Genomic DNA, 17,588 nt, shown 5'->3' with positions numbered 1-17,588 from the left:
AAACTTAATACTAATATGCGTACTGCGTTTTTTATTATAACGCGAATCATTATTATTGTCAAAGATTTTTTTGATTAAATTCATCACGAATAATGTATAATTTTAGGGTACTATTAAATATTCAATAGTGCCCTAAATAACCCAATGTACAATGAATTTCATTCTGATTACCTATCTTGCATGTTGTGATAATGGCTGAGGCAGGTTCATATTTATATAGATAAATTACTTTTCCTTTATTTTCTTTTCCTAAAAAGACTGTCTTACTTATTTTGTTTTTTCACATAAACTATTAATATAAAGAAGTCTTGAGTTAGTAACTCTTTAACTTTTTATTCAAACTTTGTAAAGTTATTACTTCTAACATCTCTTTGAAATAATCTTTTACCCTTTATTTCAAGAAATGTTCCTTGATAAACAGCATATTTAACTAATTGTTCCTTGTCTTTTATAATTGAAATCCAATTTGCATCTGATACAATACCACAATAATCTATTTTGCACTTTTCTGAATATATAAACTGTTCAATCTTATGACCTTTCTTAACTTCAACACCAATAAAACCATCACCATCAATAGATTTTACTTCTAGTAATTCATCTACAAAACTAGATTCAGGGTGTAATATATTTAGAAAATGTACGTCTTTTTCTTTACTTTCGTTTTCTATACAAAGAGTTTTTAATTTTATTTCTCTAATATCATCTGGTCTTTGAGGCGTCATTATTTCACGAATTACCGTTTCCTCTACTCGACATTCTAAGTTATTAGGCAAGATAGGATATATATTTAATGACCCTTTACCATTATTAATCTTATACGCATTTGTACCATTTATTTTTTTAGCATATTGTTCCGAATGTAGTCGCCAAGTGTATTTATGTTCTAACTTACTTTTAAGTTCATCCAACATAATAAAATAGCCCATTTCACTATAAAAAATAAACCTCGCATTACGGGTTAATGCCATTTCCGGGTAATATAACTTGCTAGATTCTGCAATATAATATGTATATCCCCCTTCACTGATATAATCTTCAACTTTTGCAACGGCTTCTCTTTCTACATCTCTCCATGCATTATATATCCCTTTACAGTTTAAATCAAATAATTCAGGATCTTCCAGTGTACCTTTATCCCATATTTTTTCTCCAACACATCCTGTATCATCTACAGTTATCATATTATGAATCTTTGCTCTTGATGTTCGATGAAATCCTTCATCTATGGCAAGAGAGCTGTCATAGCCTATTAAAATAAAGCTATTAAAGTCTATGTGATAATGGGTTAAACTTCGTGTTCTCCATCCATTCTTTGTGTCAACTTCCCAAGATTTCTCCCATTGAGTATGCCCTCCTGGAGCACTTGACTTAATCGAAAAGTGTATTGCATCACGTTCCCAAGACGAACGAATGACTGCAAGTCCCAAATCCGGAAAATATCGAGTCAAAGGAAGATTATCTGGTTTTTCCTCAGAAATATCTTTGTTATACCATATATATTCCAAGAAAGCCTCTGGCATAATACCAGGAAAAATTTTACTTTGGTAAGCCTCTCTAAACAGAAACTTATTCTTTACAAGGTTAGCAAGCCACTGTGCGTGTCCGTTATTATACTCACTAGCCATTTTGTAGAAGGCTGCTATAGAATTAGAACTTCTTCTATCATGAACATCTGAAAAATTAATATTTTCTTCCCAGTTAGGAGCTGATTGATACAATCTATAGTAAAAAGTATTTTTTAGGAAGGATGTATTAAAATAATCTATACCTTCATTTTCTCTAATTAAATCAGCTGCGGTTAACATGAAGTTTATAGCATATCGCCAGTAACCTGTTCCTTCATAATTACTACCATCTACCGGCATCCAATTAAACACCTTTTCAAAATTATCCTTAATCACATCAATCCAACATCTTGCTTCTTCATATTCTGGGGCTATGGCATAAGCTGTTGTTAATAAACCTGTATAATTAATCCAATTATGATTCTGCCAATAATCTGTTGACCAGCAATTTCCTCTATTCTCTTCACCGTAATTGAACATCTTAGAGCCTTGTAAAATTAGCTTATCAAGTATTTCTTTCTTTTCTTTCGGACTTAAATAATCACTAATCCAATTGTAGGATAAGCCAAATCCAAACAATAACCACGAGGCACTTAAATCAACATCAACTAAAAAACCATAACCCCAGCACTCATAACGACATGCTGTAAATAGCCATCTTTTAGCTTCTGTTAAATAATGCTCTTGCTTAGTTAATAAATAAGCTAAACTCAAATTAGCTGCTGCCATGCCCATATAGGTAATACTTGTAGACGGATGTTCCTCTGTAAGTTTTTGACTTTCGTACACTTTGCACTGTTCTAATAGCCTTGTAAAATGAGATTTTCTAACAGTTGATTTTTCCTCACGTAATTGTTCAATATTATTATGAATCAATAAATATTTTTTCATAAATTAATCTCCTTATATTTATTCCCTGATTGTTATCTAGCGAGCCATCCACCATCAACCGCAATCGTATAACCGTTGATATAATTTGCATTAGCACTTGCCAAGAATACACATGTACCTGCTAAGTCTTCTGGGGTTCCCCAACGATTAGCTGGAATGCGCCCTAATATTTCCTTTGATCTTACAGGATCATTTTGCAAATTCTTCGTATTTTCAGTAGCCATGTACCCTGGAGCAATTGCATTAATATTGATGCCATATTTTGCCCATTCATTTGCCATTAGCATTGTAATTCCTTTAACTCCTGATTTTGATGCTGTATATGATGGTACTCTAATTCCGCCTTGATATGATAGCATGGAGGCTATATTGATGATTTTCCCTCCAGTTCCTTGTTCAATAAATTGTTTAGCTACTGCTTGGGCAAAAAAGAATACTGTTTTGACATTAATATTCATAACATCATCCCAATCTTTTTCACTAAAATTCACTGAATCTTCCCGCCTGATTATACCAGCATTATTGACTAAAATATCAACATGACCATATACTTCTACTGCTTCAGTTACGATGGCCTCTATTTTATCAATTTTCATTAGGTTTGCTTTAATATGATAGAATTTTCTACCCAATGCTTCAATTTTTTCTTTTGTTTCTGGAGCTGGTGAATAGCCAACACCCACAATATCTGCTCCTGCTTCGGCTAAACCAAGAGCCATTCCTTGTCCAAGTCCTCTGCTACATCCTGTAACAATAGCAACCTTTCCTTCTAAATTAAATTTATCTAATATCATTTTTTTCTCCTTTTTATTGAAATTATTCATATCACTATCAAGTATTTGTATATACGAATCTAATTCATGATTATTTTCAAAAAAAAATGCTATTTATTAACTCATATAGTTTCATACTTATGTCTTCACAATATATATTTATTATTGTATTATTCGCATTTGCAAACTCAATACCAATATACGTACCACGTTTTTATTATAACGCGAATCATTATTATTGTCAAAAATTTTTTCCATTAAATTCATTACGGATAATGTATAATTTTAGGGCACTATTAAATATTTAATAGTACCCTAAATAACCCATTTTCCTTGAAATTAATTCTGCTGCATTTTTAACTAATTCAAATTCCTCACTATAATCTCTTCCCTCAACATACATACCAGATATACTTATTGCGGCTTCAAATAGTCCTTCATGATTAAAAATCGGTGCACCAATACAAAACATATGTTCCTCATATTCTCTATCATCTACCGAATATTTTTGCCTATTTACTTGTTCAATATTTTCTATTAATTCTTTTTTATCTGTTATTGTATAAGGTGTCCTTCTATTTAATTCTAATTCATTAATTCTTTCTTTATAGTCTCCAGAAAAAGCAAGTGCACATTTACCTAAAGATGTACAATGAATTTCATTCTGATTACCTATCTTGCATGTTGTGATAATGGCTGAGGCAGGTTCATATTTATATAGATAAACTACTTTTCCTTTACTTTCTTTTCCTAAAAAGATTGTCTTACTCATTTTATTTCCTAAATTTTCTAAAATCGGTCTGGAAATATTAATTAAATCTGCATTGTTAATATATGAATTACCAATAGTAAATGCCCTTATCCCTATTGAATAAATTTTAGATCTTGCGTCCAATATCTCAACCATCTCTAATTCATTAAGTGTATGTAAAATATCAAAAGCACTAGTCTTTGGTATACCCATATCTATAACAATTTCATTCAATGACATTCCTTTTGGATTTTTTGAAATTAATTCAAGCATTTCAATAGTTCTTTTTGTGGTTCTATTAACTTTCATACTTTCCCCCTAATTATTAACATTAATAAATACTATCTTGCATTCCATATAATGATTAAGATACAAAAGGTATCTTAGGGTTTCATCAAATAGTAAATTATAAACAAAAATTGTCAAAACTTCATTACCGAAAAGTCATAATTACGAAAGGTGTTTGTATACACACTCTCACTATTATTCTAACACAAAACTTTTCAGATGTCTCAATAGATTATTATGAAACTTATAATCTAGTTTCCATTTCGGTAATATTCTATCATTCAACTAAAAATTTCTGCTTCTTTTTATGCTTCCATTAATTCACTAAAAACCTATTTTTCATCTAATTCTTCGTATAATAAAAGCCCAGAATCTGATGTTTAATTACCGCCATTGAAATTAATTTTTACTTTTCTTAATGAAATTCATTGGTTTTTCACATAAACTATTAATATAAAGAAGTCTCCTTTTTGGTTTTGGTTGAGCTTAGACACTCATACAGTACCAATCTAGAGACTTTTTTAATATACTTTTCTTCTATACATTAAAGACAGCCGATTTCCAAATTTTTTAAGAAATCTAAGGAATTCACTTTTAATCTACGAATAATTGAGGTTTAATTGTATTTTTATCCAAACATTCCCATATACCTAATATATATTGTGCTCCTAAAGCTCTATCATAAATCCCATTACCTGGTTTTCCATTTTCTCCCCAAATCATTCTTCCATGATCTGGACGAATATATCCGTTAAAATCATTATCGTGCAATGCCTTTAAAAGTTGAACCATATCAATAGAACCATGGTCAGAAAAATGTGCACATTCTTCTACTGCATTTGGAATACATTTTACATTTCTAATATGTGCAAATGGAATTCTATTCATTTTAGAATATTTTTTTGCCAATTCTACTATATCTGTATCTGGATTACTTGCCAATGTACCACTACAAAATGTAATACCATTATATGTACTATCATAACAAGCTAATAATTTATCAATAGATGCTTCATCTATAATCAATCTAGGCACACCAAAAATGTCCCATGGTGGATCATCCGGATGAATAGCCATTTTAACATCACAACTTTCTGCTACAGGGATAATTTCATTTAAAAAATATTTTAAATTTTCCCATAAACCTTCTTTTCCAATATCTAAATACTGTTGTCTTAATTTTTGTAGTTTCTCTATAGAATCTTTAGTATAATATCCTCCTAATTCTAAATCAGTGGTAAGTTGTCTTTTATAAATATATTCTGAATGTTCTTTATGCCATTCAGAGATAGCTGCATCATTTGTAAAAGGATTAATTCTATCTGTATCCTCTTTATAAAATACTGATACCGTTGACTCATCTTCTAGCTGTTTATATATATCCGTTCTAGCCCATCTAAAAATTGGTCTAAAATTATATACTATTACTTTTATTCCCGCGTCTGCTAAAGCAATTATATTTTTTTTATAATTATCAATATATTTATCCCTAACTGGTAATCCTAGTTTAATACTACTATGAACTGGTAAGCTTTCAAATACTTCAAATTTTAAGCCACTTTCATTAATTGTGTCTTTAAATTTAGTAATTTTTTCATGCGGGATAACTCCCCCAACACTCTCTGCTTTAATTTCTGTTACAATTGTTGAAACACTAGGAATTTGACGAATATATGATAATTTCACTGGATCACTATTACCAAACCACCTAAATGATAACTTCATAAATCTACTCCTTTCTTACTTATATTAAGTCCTTTTCAAAGTCTTTCTTTTAATAAATCGGTTTATAACATCTGTAAAAAAACACTTCTTTATTTACTAAATCAATCAGTCTAGTATAATACATTCTAATTAAATTACTATCAACCCAATCTTTCATAGCTATAGTTTTGGAGGGAAACACCTAATAATTTCAATATCTTCATTATTATTTTTACATGTAATTTTTTTCACAAAAGCTGGTATAAATACTTTATCTCCCTTTTGTATTTCTATTTCTCCAAACTCATATATAATACGTCCTTTTCCTTTCATAACAATAAGAATAGAAAATGATTTTGTATATCTTAATTCAACACTTTTATCAACCACAATTTTATCCATTGAAAAACATGGTGTATCCTTATATCTAATCAAATGCTGTTCATTGCATGTGGTTGACCATTCTGCTTTTAGTCTCCAGTTATTTAATACTTCTTCCTTTGAATATCCACTATACTCAAAACAATCAAACATTTTTTTAAACCCTAAACCCTGATGGCATAATTCATCAGGAATGTTATAGCCATTTGGAGTGCTTCTTTCTACTCGAACTGTGTAATCGGTAGGCTCTTGTATTTCAAGTATAAAACAGCCTGCACCAATTGCATGGGGCATGCCCCCTTCAATCAAGTAAACTTCCCCTGGCTTAACATAGATTTTATGCATACAATTTAGCATCCCATCTATATCTTGCTTACTGAATTTTTCCTCCCATACTTCTTGCGTTATTCCTTGTTTAAATCCAAAATATATGTGTGGTTCTTCACCATTAATACTTCTACCTCCTAAAATATACCATGCCTCAGTTTTCCCAAAATTAGAATTAAATAATGATTTTGCTTTTTCTTTGTTAGGGTGTACTTGTATAGATAATCTCTCTGCAGCATCTAAAAGCTTGACCAAAACACCTGTGTCATGTCCAAATTGCTTTACATGGCCTTCACCTAAAAACTTATTTGGGTCAGATTCAATAATCTCTAACAAAGTAGCTATCTTTCCTTTATTTAGGTTTACTTTGCTTAATCCTTCACTTTCATTAGAATTAGGGTTAATAGCTTTTACAACTGAACCAATCCATTCCTCTGGAAAGTGTTTATCTGTAGTTTCAGAATCACTAAGAAATTTTTCGAGCTTCTTACCACCTAAATATGTTCTCCATACTCGATTAGTATTTAATTTTAATAACTTCATCGTTCAGTCTTCTCCTTTATCTAAGTTAATAATAATTTATTTAAAAAACAAACAAAGAACCATTATTCTTAAGCTGTATACATTTGATACTACACTGTTACTCACCTACTAGTTTTAATTTTGTGTGATTTTTGAGGTATAATATTAATGCAAATAATCCAGTTAATATATTACTAAAAAGCATTCCATACCAAATACTAAATTCCTCAAATTTTGATAAATGTGATAATAATATGACCAGTGGTAATCTAAAACAATATATCCTTGTTACACTAATGACTAAATTAAATTTAGTATCCCCTGTTCCTTGGAAAACGCCACTAACAACTTGAAATATAGCCCATGGAATAACTGAGATTGAATATACGCCCATGGCATTCATTGTATGATATATTACATCTTCATCTCCATTTGCGAATAGAGCTGCAACTTTATGTCTAACAGGCAATACTATGCTTATAATGACTATCGAGACCATTATAACAATGAAAAAAACTTTCTTAACGCCTTCTCTAGCTCGTTCTGCTTGATTGGCTCCTAAATTTTGACTAATAATAGGCACTAATCCTGTACCAAAACCTGTCACAATGTTAAAAAATAAAGAATTAATCCTATTAGTAATGCCATAACCTGCTAATACTTTTTCCCCATAGCTAATGACATATTTATTAAGTATAATAAAACTAAAAGAAACAGAAGACCTTTCAATAATGATTGGTACCCCTATTAATAATAGTGCTAGTATAACCTTCTTATCAAACCTAAAAAACTTCATTGATAAAGTCATAATTGTTTTTCTCAAAAACAAATCGAAAAATCCGTAACTAGTTAAAATAACATTGCCTACTATTGTTGATAAAGCCAAACTCTTGATTCCCATACCCAAATGAAAAATCATAATATAAGTTAATAAAATTTTTACCGCCATGGCAACTAAGTTAACAATTAAGACTTTTACGGTATCCCCATTTGCTCTTTTTATAGCAAGATAAGCTGAGTTAATAAAAATAAGTGGAGCACTAAGTACTGTTAATTTAAAATAAATATTTGCCGATTTAAGTATACTGTCTGTAGCTGAAGCAGCTATTAAGATTTCTTTTGAAAATATAAAGCTAATGCATGCAATGATAATACCAAGAAAACCAGCAATGGTTAATAGTTGAATGGTAACACTTTTAGCTTTTCGATAATCGGCTCTTCCTATTTCTCTTGCTATAAGACTTGTACCTCCAACTGCCAATCCATCGCTTATAGCTCTAACTAAATTGTTAATCGGTCCTACAAAAGTTATTGCAGCAATTTCCATACTACCAATATTTGCTACAAAAAAAGTATCTATTAGACTATAAGTCGAATGTATAAAATTATTGATTGCTATTGGAACAGCTAATAAAAGAATGGCTTTATATAAATTACCATTTAATATGATATCTCTACGTTTTAGTAGCTTATTATCAAAAATAAGTTTTATCTCTAAATGTTAAACTCATTACTTCTAACATCTCTTTTAAATATTCTTTTTTCCCTAAATTTAAGGCCTGTTCCCTGATAAATGCCATTCTTAATAAGCTTTTGACTTTCGTACCACCTACACTGTTTTAATAACATTATATATTTATTCACAAAATGAGTCTCCTTACATTAAAATCCTAGATTATTCATAACAGATACTAAGGAATAATCCAGGTTTCATAATACTTGATAAACTTATTAAATTTTTTTCTTACAGAAAATCTTGTCCACCGTTAATTTGAATAATTTCACCAGTTAAGAATGAAGCTTTTTCGCTGACCAAAAATTCTATTACTGATGCAACTTCTTCTGGTTGACCAAATCTTTTAAGCAAAATATTATTTTTCCAAGAGTTGAATAAATCAATATTCTTCTCTTTTGTAGCTTGATGGAATGGTGTATCTATTGTTCCTGGTGATACGGCATTAACTCTGATACCATATTCAGCCAAATCTTTAGCCAATGCTCTTGTAAGTGTTGTAACAGCACCTTTTGAAGTCCCATATACACCCGCACCTGGTCCACCAGAATTCCATCCAGCTATAGATGTGAAGTTTACAATTGAAGGATTTTCACCCTTTTTAAGTAATGGGATTGCTGAACGTGTTACAAAGAATACACTGTCAAGGTTTAAAGCCATAACCTTTCTATAAAAGCTTGTCTCCATGTCTTCAAAACGACTTCTTCCACCTAGTCCGCCTGCATTGTTAACAAGAACATCTATTTTTTCATATTTTTCACTTATTTCATAAAAGCTCTTTAGAACTTGATCTTCATCTGTTACATCAAACATAAATAGTTCTGTTTCAACACCTAAATCTTTTAACTCTTTTAAAGCAGTTTTTCCTTGTTCTTCATCAATTCCATTTAAAATTATTTTATACCCGGCTTGACCAAGTTGTTTAGCAGTAGCAAGGCCTATTCCGCCTGTTCCTCCAGTTATTAATGCATATTTACTCATTATTTTTCCTCCTTAACATTATTGATAAAATCTTGTCTACATGGTGTGAAAATATCTAATAATTTTCCTTTCTTAAGGCATACTGCCCCATGAGGAATATTAGGTTCCTTAAATGTACTATCTCCTGCTTTAACTATTTTTTTGTTCCCATCAATATTGAACTCAAACTCACCTTCTAAAATATATGTAATTTGTTCATGAGGATGCGTATGTATAGCCCCTACAGCATTTTCCTCGAAATGAACTTCTACAACCATTAAGTTATCGTGATAAGCAAGTATTTTCCTCTTAACACCATTACCTAGATCTTCTAATTTAGTATCACTATTTATAAAATAATTTTTTATATCCATAAATAAAACTCCTTATTTTTATAGTAATTTAAACTGCTTTTTCAAATTTATGGTTTAACAGATGTTCCATCAGGTAACCTTGGATTTGTCCATTTAGGAAGTTCATTAATACATGGATATAAAAGAGCTTTCTCTTCATCTATATCAACACCTAATCCTGGTTTATCAATTGGATAAAAATATCCTTCAACTGGTTCGGGAGCTCCAATAAACACTTCTCTCATTGCATCATTGATAGCACAATATTCTTGAATTCCTGCATTGGGTGAAGAAATATCTAAATGAATGTTGGCAGCCATTCCAATAGGTGTTAAATCCGGTGCACCATGCCATGCAGTTTTAACTCCAAATATTTCAGAAAATGCAGCTATTTTTTTAGCAGGAGTAATACCTCCAATATCACTAATATGAATACGTATAAAATCTATTAACCTTTGTGAAATTACACTTTTCCATTCAGAAGTATTACTATATAGTTCTCCCATTGCAATAGGAGTTGCAGTTTGGTTTCTTAGCATCTTTAACCATTCTTGATTTTCAGGAGGTAAAATATCTTCTAAATAAAATAAATTAAATTTTTCTAATCTCTTTGTAAATTGAACAGCTTTAACTGGATCTAATCTTTCATGTACATCATGAAGAAAATACACTTTTTCTTGTATAGTCTTACTTAAGTATTCTAGTAATTCTATTGTGCTTTCCATATACTGTTCTGGATCAAAATATACTCCTTCAGGTAAATTCTTTGGTGTATACAAGCTATTAAAGTTACCACCATATTCTCCAATTTGACAACGAATATACTTATAACCTTGACGCATAAATCCTCTAATATTATTTTCAACCTCTTGTAGTGAGTTGCCTTTTGCATGTACATAAGCCGCTATTGCTGATCTTGATTTCCCTCCGAGTAATTGATATAGAGGCATATCCGCAAGCTTACCTTTTATATCCCATAATGCCATATCAATACCAGATAAAGCATTATTTAAAATAGGTCCATTTCTCCAATATCCACTAATATGTGCTGAATGCCAAATATCTTCAATATTTCTAGGATCTTTTCCAATTAGAAATGGTGTTAAATACTCCTCTATCGCTACTTTTACAGCTAAATATCTTTGATGTAAAGTCGCACACCCTAACCCGTATATTTGAGGATCAGATGTCTCTATCTTAACAGTCAACAAATTTTTACCATTGGGATTACAAGCGATTACCTTTATATTTTTTATTGTTAAATTACTCAAAATTTATTCACCTTTCTTTCAGTAATGTAGGGAATTAATATTACCAACTAATTCCCTACGTAAAATCATCAGTATGGTTTAATGAATATAGTATTGATACTTTTAATTCTATTTATAAATTTATATAGCTAATAACAAATAACTGTTTGTCTATTTATTTCATATTTTCAATATATCTAGCATATGCATCTTGATATACCTTCTCAACTTCTTCCAAACCTAATTTTTGTACTTGTGTTAAGTATTCATCCCATACTTCATCGGTAAGTTTTTCATAAGGTTGACTTATCCATGTATGTACAGATTCATCAAGGAATGTATTAATATTAGATAAATATTTGTTTAATATATCTAATTCTTCACTTGTATATACTAATGTAGGTAATGTAGGTACATCAAACTCTCCTGAACCGTAAATATCAAGAGCCTTTAAGCCACCTTCACTTGTCCATTGACGCTCATACTCATAATCTTGTTTAAATCCTATAAATAATTGAGCACCAATTTTATCTCTTAAGTAAAGATTAACAGGTTTCCCTTCTTCATTATTAAGCACTGAATCTTTGAAAGTAGGAACTCCATTAACGTAATCCCATTGTTGTCCTTCAACTCCAAAGTTTGCAACTGTTCTTCCATACTCTGTAAACATCATGTCAAAAAGTGCAACTGCTGCTTCAACATTTTCACACTTTGCTGAAATTGCCCAACCATTATTTTTTATTACAGGTCTAGTATGTTCATTAACTTGTTCACCATTAACATTTGTAGGTGGTTCAAATGGAACAAAGTCAAATCCTTCTACAATGTCTTTTTCATTGTATCCACTTGTAGATGCCATCCAATCATATGTCATAGCACCTAAATCATTTAATAAGAAATGGTCTCTTCTAGAATTAGGATTCGTTAAATATTCGTTATCTATTATACCTAGGTCATACCATCTTGATACATTTTTTATAGCCTCTTTAAATTCTGGTTGAATCCATGCATGATATACACCATTATCCTTAGGGATAAATCTTTGAGAAAAACTGTCATTAGCAAACACTCTAGTTCCAAATAAATTTGCTAATCTAATGACTTCTTCGGACCTTCTAGCAAAGAACCCAAATTCATCTTTTTCACCATTACCATTTGCATCAGAATTAATTAATGTTAATAATGTTTCTTCTAACTCTTGAACTGTTGATGGAATTGGTTTATTAAATTTGTCTAACCAATCTTTACGTATAAAATATGTCTTTGATGTTGTAACATCAGATTGCATATATGGAATATAATATATATTTCCATCTGGTGCTGTAATTGATGCAGCTACTCTCGGATCTTTTTCTAAAAATGCAGAGAAATTTGGCATTTGATCTAAATAATCATTTAAAGGTACAAATGCTCCTTCTGCACCAAACTGCATAAACATATTTCCTAGCTTGTCTCCTGCATAAATGTCATCTGGAAAGCCATCTGCTGCGCTTAAGTTGAATTCACCAAGACTATCTCCAGCTCCTGGATTGGCTGTACCAATAATATTGATACCAGTTTTTTCTGATAAATATTTATAAAGTGGCAAATCAGTAGTTATTACATTTATGTTTTCTTGTGATAAATGAATTTTTAAATCCACAGGTTCTTCTACTATTTGTCCAAACTCTCCATTGTATACAACATTAGAGTTTTTTGTATTTCCTCCCTCACCAGTACCTTTCTCAGTGCTTCCACCACTACATGCTGATAAAATCGTCATTGACATTACTGCTGACAATATTAAAGATAAAGTTTTTTTCATAAATCTTTCCTCCCTTAAATTTAGTTTAGAGTTAGTCATTAGTGTATATTAGCAATACACAATTTATGTGAACAAGCATAACTTGTCCTCATCATTATTAACTTGTTATTCTTTTACTCCACCTAACATAATCCCTTTTTCAAAATACTTTTGTATAAATGGATATATAATAATAATTGGAATTAATGCTGCAATAATCGTTGCATAAATAATTGTATCTGGAGAATGTGCAGCATTAGTAAGTATCCCCTGATCTGACATCAAAGCATCTCTCTCTACAATTATCCTTCTTAAGTAAACTTGAAGAGGTATTTTATTTATATCTTTTATTAAAATCATAGTCCAGAAATAACCATTCCATCTACTAATTGCATAAAATAATGTTACTGTTGCTAAGGCTGCCTTGGACAAAGGCAAATATATTTTATATAAAATTGTAAACTGGCTAGCTCCGTCAATATATGCTGCTTCATCTAAAGATTGTGGTACAGATTCAAAGTAACTTCTTAAAATAATAATATTAAAAGCTAAAACACCAAATCCAATAACAATACCTACTCTATTATTTTCTAAACCAAGTTGTTTAAAATTCAAATACTTTGGAACAATACCTGGGTCAAACCATATAGTAAATGCTAGTAAAAAATTAAATAACCTTCTTAAACGTAATCTTTTCTTTGATAATGCATATGCTGCAAGTATAGATATAAACATACTAAATAATGTACCGAAAAACATATAAAATAAGGTATTGCCATAAGATTTCCAAAAAGTTAAATCTGTTAATATTACCTTATATGCAGAAAAGGTAAAATCTACAGGCCATAAAAAAACACTACCACGTGCAACTGCGTTCCCACTACTTAATGATGATACCAATATAAATAATGTTGGATATAATGCAATGAGTCCAACTATAAATAATACTATGTAATTTGCCGTCATCAATGTCTTTTCACTAGTATGAATATTATTCTTTTTCATATTACCCTCCTCCTACCATAGTCCAGTATCTGTCATTTTTTTGGTAATTCTATTTGTAGCAAATACAAGTAAAAATGCTATTATTGAATTAAACAATCCTGCAGCTGCCGCAACATCTAGCATGCCATTTTCTTTCAATCCAATTCTATAGATATATGTGCTTATTATATCTGCTACTTCATAGGTTTGAGGTGTGTAAAGCAATAAGACTCTTTCATATCCAACATTTAACAACTGACCAATTCTTAGGATTAACATAATAATGATTGTTGGGACAATGCTTGGTATAGTAACATACCATATCTGTTGGAGTTTAGTAGCTCCATCTATTTTTGCTGCTTCATATAAAATAGGTGAAATACTAGCCATAGCTGCAAAATATACAATGGAATTAAAACCAGACGTCTTCCAAATATCTGAAAGAACAAAAATTGATCTGAAAAACTTAGGTTCTACTAAAAAATATATTCCTTTTTCAATTATGCCTAAACTAATAAGAATGTTATTTATTACTCCGATATTTGGCGAAAGTAATGAAATTATAATTCCCGCGATAACAACATCTGAAAAAAAATAAGGTAAATATACAATTGTTTGAACTGATTTTCTGAAAAAAACTTTTTTTACTTCATTAAACATTATCGCTAGTATTATTGGAATTGGAAATCCGAATAAAATATTATAAATACTAATAATTACTGTGTTTTTAAACGCTCTCCAAAAAAATACTGATCCAGGACCCGTTAGAAGATATTTAAAATGTTCAAATCCTACCCAAGGACTTGCTTCTACTCCCTTAAATACACTATAATCTTTAAATGCTATCACTAATCCATATAATGGTTTATAGGCAAAGAAACAAAGCCAAACAAACAGCGGTAACAACATTACATATAGTTGCCAATCTTTTCTTAGAACTTCTTTAGCATTGCTAAACCATCTATTGCTTTTTACCACAATTATCTACCTCCAATATGTAATTTAGTATTTTTCATCTATGAATTTATCTGTATTTACAAAACTAACACCTACCTTTCATTCATTTATATCTAATCCTATGGTTATTCTTAAAAAAGTAATTTAGTTGAACTTACTTTTTGTGGTTTAACCATCCTATTTATCATTAACGAATAACGTTTTTATTTTAAATAAGAGTTGATATATAATTTGATAAATAATTGCAAAACTTATTGGTTCAATTGAAATTTCCATGAATTTATAAAATATATTATGAATACCAGCTATTATCGATACTATTATTAGTGATAATAATATATTTTTTATTATTCCAAACTTCTGTAGACTTTTATTGCTATTTTTTCCATATTTAATAGTGTTTATTATTGGTTCCGAAAAGAAATAATTAATAACTCCAATAATAAGAGCAACTTCTATATATGATTGATTCAGCATAAATACACCAATGTATGCGCCCAGCCCAGCTGCATAACATCGAATTGCAAATTCTATGTGTTCTCGTTTACATTCAGCTAAATACTTTGTAATTCTCGTATCAATCACTTCCTCTCGTTTTTTCTATACTTCTAGATAAACCGATTTATGATATTAGTAAAAAAATTTAACTAAATATCCTGAATCTTTTACAGCTAAACCGTTTTAGAAGATTCGTAAAAAAAATAAACTTTTTATTTACTAAATCGTTTTATCTAATTTCATTATACATCCCAATTAATCTTTTTGTCAATAGATTTTTTTTTTGCAAAATAAGTATGCATAGTGTATAATGATGCCTAGTTAGCACTTATATTCAAATTTATCCATAGAATTTGGAGAATTCAATTTAAAAGGAGAGGCTAAATGAAACAGGTGAAATTAATTGATGTTGCTGTCAAAGCTGGTGTATCTAAAAGCACCGTTTCACAGTACTTAAACGGTCGATATGAATATATGTCAAAAGATACAAAAGAGAAAATAAAATGTACAATTGAAGAACTAAACTATATTCCCAATTCTATTGCTAGAAGTTTAAAAACAGATAAAACAAATACTATAGGAGTTATTGTTCGTGATATTACTGGTTTTTTCACAAGTAATGTACTACGAGGAATTGATGATTATTGCAAAAAAAACAACTATAATGTTCTAATTTATAATACAGACTATGATCCTGAAGTTGAGAAAAAATCTATTAGTATTTTAAAAATGCTTAGAGTAGATGGGATTATAATAGCTTCCTCTGGTCAAAATAATGAACTATTAAATAAAGAAAATATTAATGGAACTCCCATTGTTCAAATGCATATGGAATATGATAATTTAAATATCAGCACCGTATTGTCAGACTATAGAACAGGTGCCTTTAATGCAACTGAGTATCTTATTAATTTAGGGCATAAAAATATTGCAATAATAACACAAGAGTACAAATCTATCCGTTCAAGATACGATAGAATTCTTGGTTACCAAGACGCATTGATTAAAAATGGACTTACTGTTGATCAAAACCTAATAAATGTTTGGGATAGACCTTTTGGTATAAATGACTCTTTTGAGGCTTTATTAAGAAGTACAAACCCACCTACAGCAATATTCACTATGCATTCGGCCATTACTATTGATTTGCTTAATTATTTAAATACTCATAATATTAATGTACCTGAAGACTTATCATTGATTGGATTTGATGAATTGCCATTAGCAAATCTATTGAAAACTCCAATTACTGTTGTTAATCAATCGCCCTATGAAATAGGAGAGAAATCAGCCGAATTATTATTATGGAAAATAACCCATAAAAAAGAAACCTTAAATAAAAAAATAGTTCTTCCATGTGAATTAATAATTAGAGATTCGTGTAAGAGTTTACATAATTCCAGGTAATTATTTGTTATAGTTACTATTTTTATACACCTAAAACTATCTCTAAATAGAACTTATATTGCTTAAGTTTCTCTTTCTATATTGATGTAAGTACCTTTCTATCTAAATAACATCTTAGTTATGATCAATTTTCAATGTATTTGATTAAAATAAAAAGTTACTGAACATATATAAATAAGCTATTCACTTTTTTTAAAGTAGATAGCTTATTATACATATATTTACTTAATCCTAAATTGAGTTATTTTTCTTTGTCTACTACATGATTTCTTATGAATATTGATTATTAAACAGACACTTTATATTTACATACTTTATGTATTCAAGATAAGTAATGCAGTAATCATAGTATCCTATAATTACTAACCCACTCATAATTTCTTATAAGTATTTTGAGAGAAAAGATACCTGCTAATAAAATGATCCATTACTTTACTAACTTCAAGTACTTCATCTATCAATAAATTTGAAAGATTTTTTTGAATTAGCTTATTCAATTCATCCCTTTTTTCGTTTATCTTGAATTCATATGTTTTATATTTCATCCCTTTATATCCCACAATTATATGTCTACTCTCCTTATTATTCCCCAATTATTGATAAATTCATATTTGAAAATCTGATTGTATTGATAAATATTACATAATCTTAATATAAACATTAAAAATAATGATATTT

At 29.8% G+C, this 17,588-nt stretch carries 15 protein-coding genes; 1 reads left to right on the top strand and 14 read right to left on the bottom strand.

The features are described from left to right. Positions 1-332: 332 nt before the first annotated feature. From ACQ3F0_RS09485 to ACQ3F0_RS09425, 13 genes are all read right to left on the bottom strand, one after another. Complete coding sequence (locus ACQ3F0_RS09485) at positions 333-2,459, bottom strand: DUF4962 domain-containing protein (RefSeq protein ID WP_428864993.1); 2,127 nt, start codon at positions 2,457-2,459, stop codon at positions 333-335. Positions 2,460-2,491: 32 nt separating this feature from the next. Then, entirely contained in the window at positions 2,492-3,253 is a 762-nt protein-coding gene (gene kduD, locus ACQ3F0_RS09480) for a 2-dehydro-3-deoxy-D-gluconate 5-dehydrogenase KduD (RefSeq protein WP_428864992.1), read from the bottom strand. A gap of 283 nt (positions 3,254-3,536) precedes the next feature. Then, positions 3,537-4,292, bottom strand: a complete 756-nt coding sequence (locus tag ACQ3F0_RS09475) for an IclR family transcriptional regulator (protein WP_428864991.1) — start codon at positions 4,290-4,292, stop codon at positions 3,537-3,539. Positions 4,293-4,865: 573 nt separating this feature from the next. Further along, a complete protein-coding gene (gene uxuA, locus ACQ3F0_RS09470) occupies positions 4,866-5,996 on the bottom strand; it encodes a mannonate dehydratase (protein WP_428864990.1) in 1,131 nt (376 codons plus the stop codon). Positions 5,997-6,155: 159 nt separating this feature from the next. Continuing rightward, positions 6,156-7,226, bottom strand: a complete 1,071-nt coding sequence (locus ACQ3F0_RS09465) for a type I phosphomannose isomerase catalytic subunit (protein ID WP_428864989.1) — start codon at positions 7,224-7,226, stop codon at positions 6,156-6,158. A gap of 97 nt (positions 7,227-7,323) precedes the next feature. Further along, on the bottom strand, positions 7,324-8,598 hold the full coding sequence (locus tag ACQ3F0_RS09460) for an MATE family efflux transporter (protein ID WP_428865172.1): 1,275 nt from the start codon (positions 8,596-8,598) through the stop codon (positions 7,324-7,326). Between the two features lie 351 nt (positions 8,599-8,949). Further along, entirely contained in the window at positions 8,950-9,699 is a 750-nt protein-coding gene (locus ACQ3F0_RS09455) for an SDR family NAD(P)-dependent oxidoreductase (protein WP_428864988.1), read from the bottom strand. Further along, positions 9,699-10,052, bottom strand: coding sequence for a cupin domain-containing protein (locus ACQ3F0_RS09450; RefSeq protein WP_428864987.1), 354 nt, complete (start codon positions 10,050-10,052; stop codon positions 9,699-9,701). Before ACQ3F0_RS09450 ends, ACQ3F0_RS09455 begins: the two co-directional genes overlap by 1 nt. A 47-nt stretch (positions 10,053-10,099) precedes the next feature. Next, entirely contained in the window at positions 10,100-11,302 is a 1,203-nt protein-coding gene (locus ACQ3F0_RS09445; protein ID WP_428864986.1) for an enolase C-terminal domain-like protein, read from the bottom strand. Positions 11,303-11,456: 154 nt separating this feature from the next. Further along, the gene (locus ACQ3F0_RS09440) at positions 11,457-13,085 is read right to left on the bottom strand and encodes an extracellular solute-binding protein (protein WP_428864985.1); all 1,629 of its coding nucleotides are present in this window, start codon (positions 13,083-13,085) and stop codon (positions 11,457-11,459) included. Positions 13,086-13,190: 105 nt separating this feature from the next. Next, the gene (locus tag ACQ3F0_RS09435) at positions 13,191-14,069 is read right to left on the bottom strand and encodes a carbohydrate ABC transporter permease (RefSeq protein WP_428864984.1); all 879 of its coding nucleotides are present in this window, start codon (positions 14,067-14,069) and stop codon (positions 13,191-13,193) included. 12 nt (positions 14,070-14,081) lie between these two features. Continuing rightward, a complete protein-coding gene (locus tag ACQ3F0_RS09430) occupies positions 14,082-15,026 on the bottom strand; it encodes an ABC transporter permease (RefSeq protein ID WP_428864983.1) in 945 nt (314 codons plus the stop codon). A 156-nt stretch (positions 15,027-15,182) separates the two neighbouring features. Then, a complete protein-coding gene (locus ACQ3F0_RS09425; RefSeq protein ID WP_428864982.1) occupies positions 15,183-15,590 on the bottom strand; it encodes a hypothetical protein in 408 nt (135 codons plus the stop codon). A 297-nt stretch (positions 15,591-15,887) separates the two neighbouring features. Between ACQ3F0_RS09425 and ACQ3F0_RS09420 the strand changes: the two genes are divergently transcribed. Next, complete coding sequence (locus tag ACQ3F0_RS09420; RefSeq protein WP_428864981.1) at positions 15,888-16,910, top strand: LacI family DNA-binding transcriptional regulator; 1,023 nt, start codon at positions 15,888-15,890, stop codon at positions 16,908-16,910. A gap of 371 nt (positions 16,911-17,281) precedes the next feature. Here ACQ3F0_RS09420 and ACQ3F0_RS09415 read toward each other — a convergent pair whose 3' ends face one another. Further along, positions 17,282-17,455: a Spo0E family sporulation regulatory protein-aspartic acid phosphatase gene (locus ACQ3F0_RS09415; protein WP_428864980.1), complete on the bottom strand. Its 174-nt coding sequence runs from the start codon at positions 17,453-17,455 to the stop codon at positions 17,282-17,284. Positions 17,456-17,588: the final 133 nt, after the last annotated feature.

Origin of the sequence: Clostridium sediminicola, from assembly GCF_050402865.1 — a bacterium.
GTDB classification, from domain to species: Bacteria; Bacillota; Clostridia; order Clostridiales; family Clostridiaceae; genus Clostridium_AF; species Clostridium_AF sediminicola.
This window is presented reverse-complemented; position numbering and strand designations above follow the sequence as displayed.

Excerpts from the sequence above, each read along its gene's own strand:
- ACQ3F0_RS09450 (WP_428864987.1), bottom strand. The coding sequence starts at position 10,052 with ATGGATATAAAAAATTATTTTATAAATAGTGATACTAAATTAGAAGAT.
- ACQ3F0_RS09485 (WP_428864993.1), bottom strand. The coding sequence starts at position 2,459 with ATGAAAAAATATTTATTGATTCATAATAATATTGAACAATTACGTGAG.
- ACQ3F0_RS09455 (WP_428864988.1), bottom strand. The coding sequence starts at position 9,699 with ATGAGTAAATATGCATTAATAACTGGAGGAACAGGCGGAATAGGCCTT.
- ACQ3F0_RS09475 (WP_428864991.1), bottom strand. The coding sequence starts at position 4,292 with ATGAAAGTTAATAGAACCACAAAAAGAACTATTGAAATGCTTGAATTA.
- ACQ3F0_RS09435 (WP_428864984.1), bottom strand. The coding sequence starts at position 14,069 with ATGAAAAAGAATAATATTCATACTAGTGAAAAGACATTGATGACGGCA.
- uxuA (WP_428864990.1), bottom strand. The coding sequence starts at position 5,996 with ATGAAGTTATCATTTAGGTGGTTTGGTAATAGTGATCCAGTGAAATTA.
- ACQ3F0_RS09415 (WP_428864980.1), bottom strand. The coding sequence starts at position 17,455 with ATGAAATATAAAACATATGAATTCAAGATAAACGAAAAAAGGGATGAA.
- ACQ3F0_RS09440 (WP_428864985.1), bottom strand. The coding sequence starts at position 13,085 with ATGAAAAAAACTTTATCTTTAATATTGTCAGCAGTAATGTCAATGACG.
- kduD (WP_428864992.1), bottom strand. The coding sequence starts at position 3,253 with ATGATATTAGATAAATTTAATTTAGAAGGAAAGGTTGCTATTGTTACA.
- ACQ3F0_RS09420 (WP_428864981.1), top strand. The coding sequence starts at position 15,888 with ATGAAACAGGTGAAATTAATTGATGTTGCTGTCAAAGCTGGTGTATCT.
- ACQ3F0_RS09465 (WP_428864989.1), bottom strand. The coding sequence starts at position 7,226 with ATGAAGTTATTAAAATTAAATACTAATCGAGTATGGAGAACATATTTA.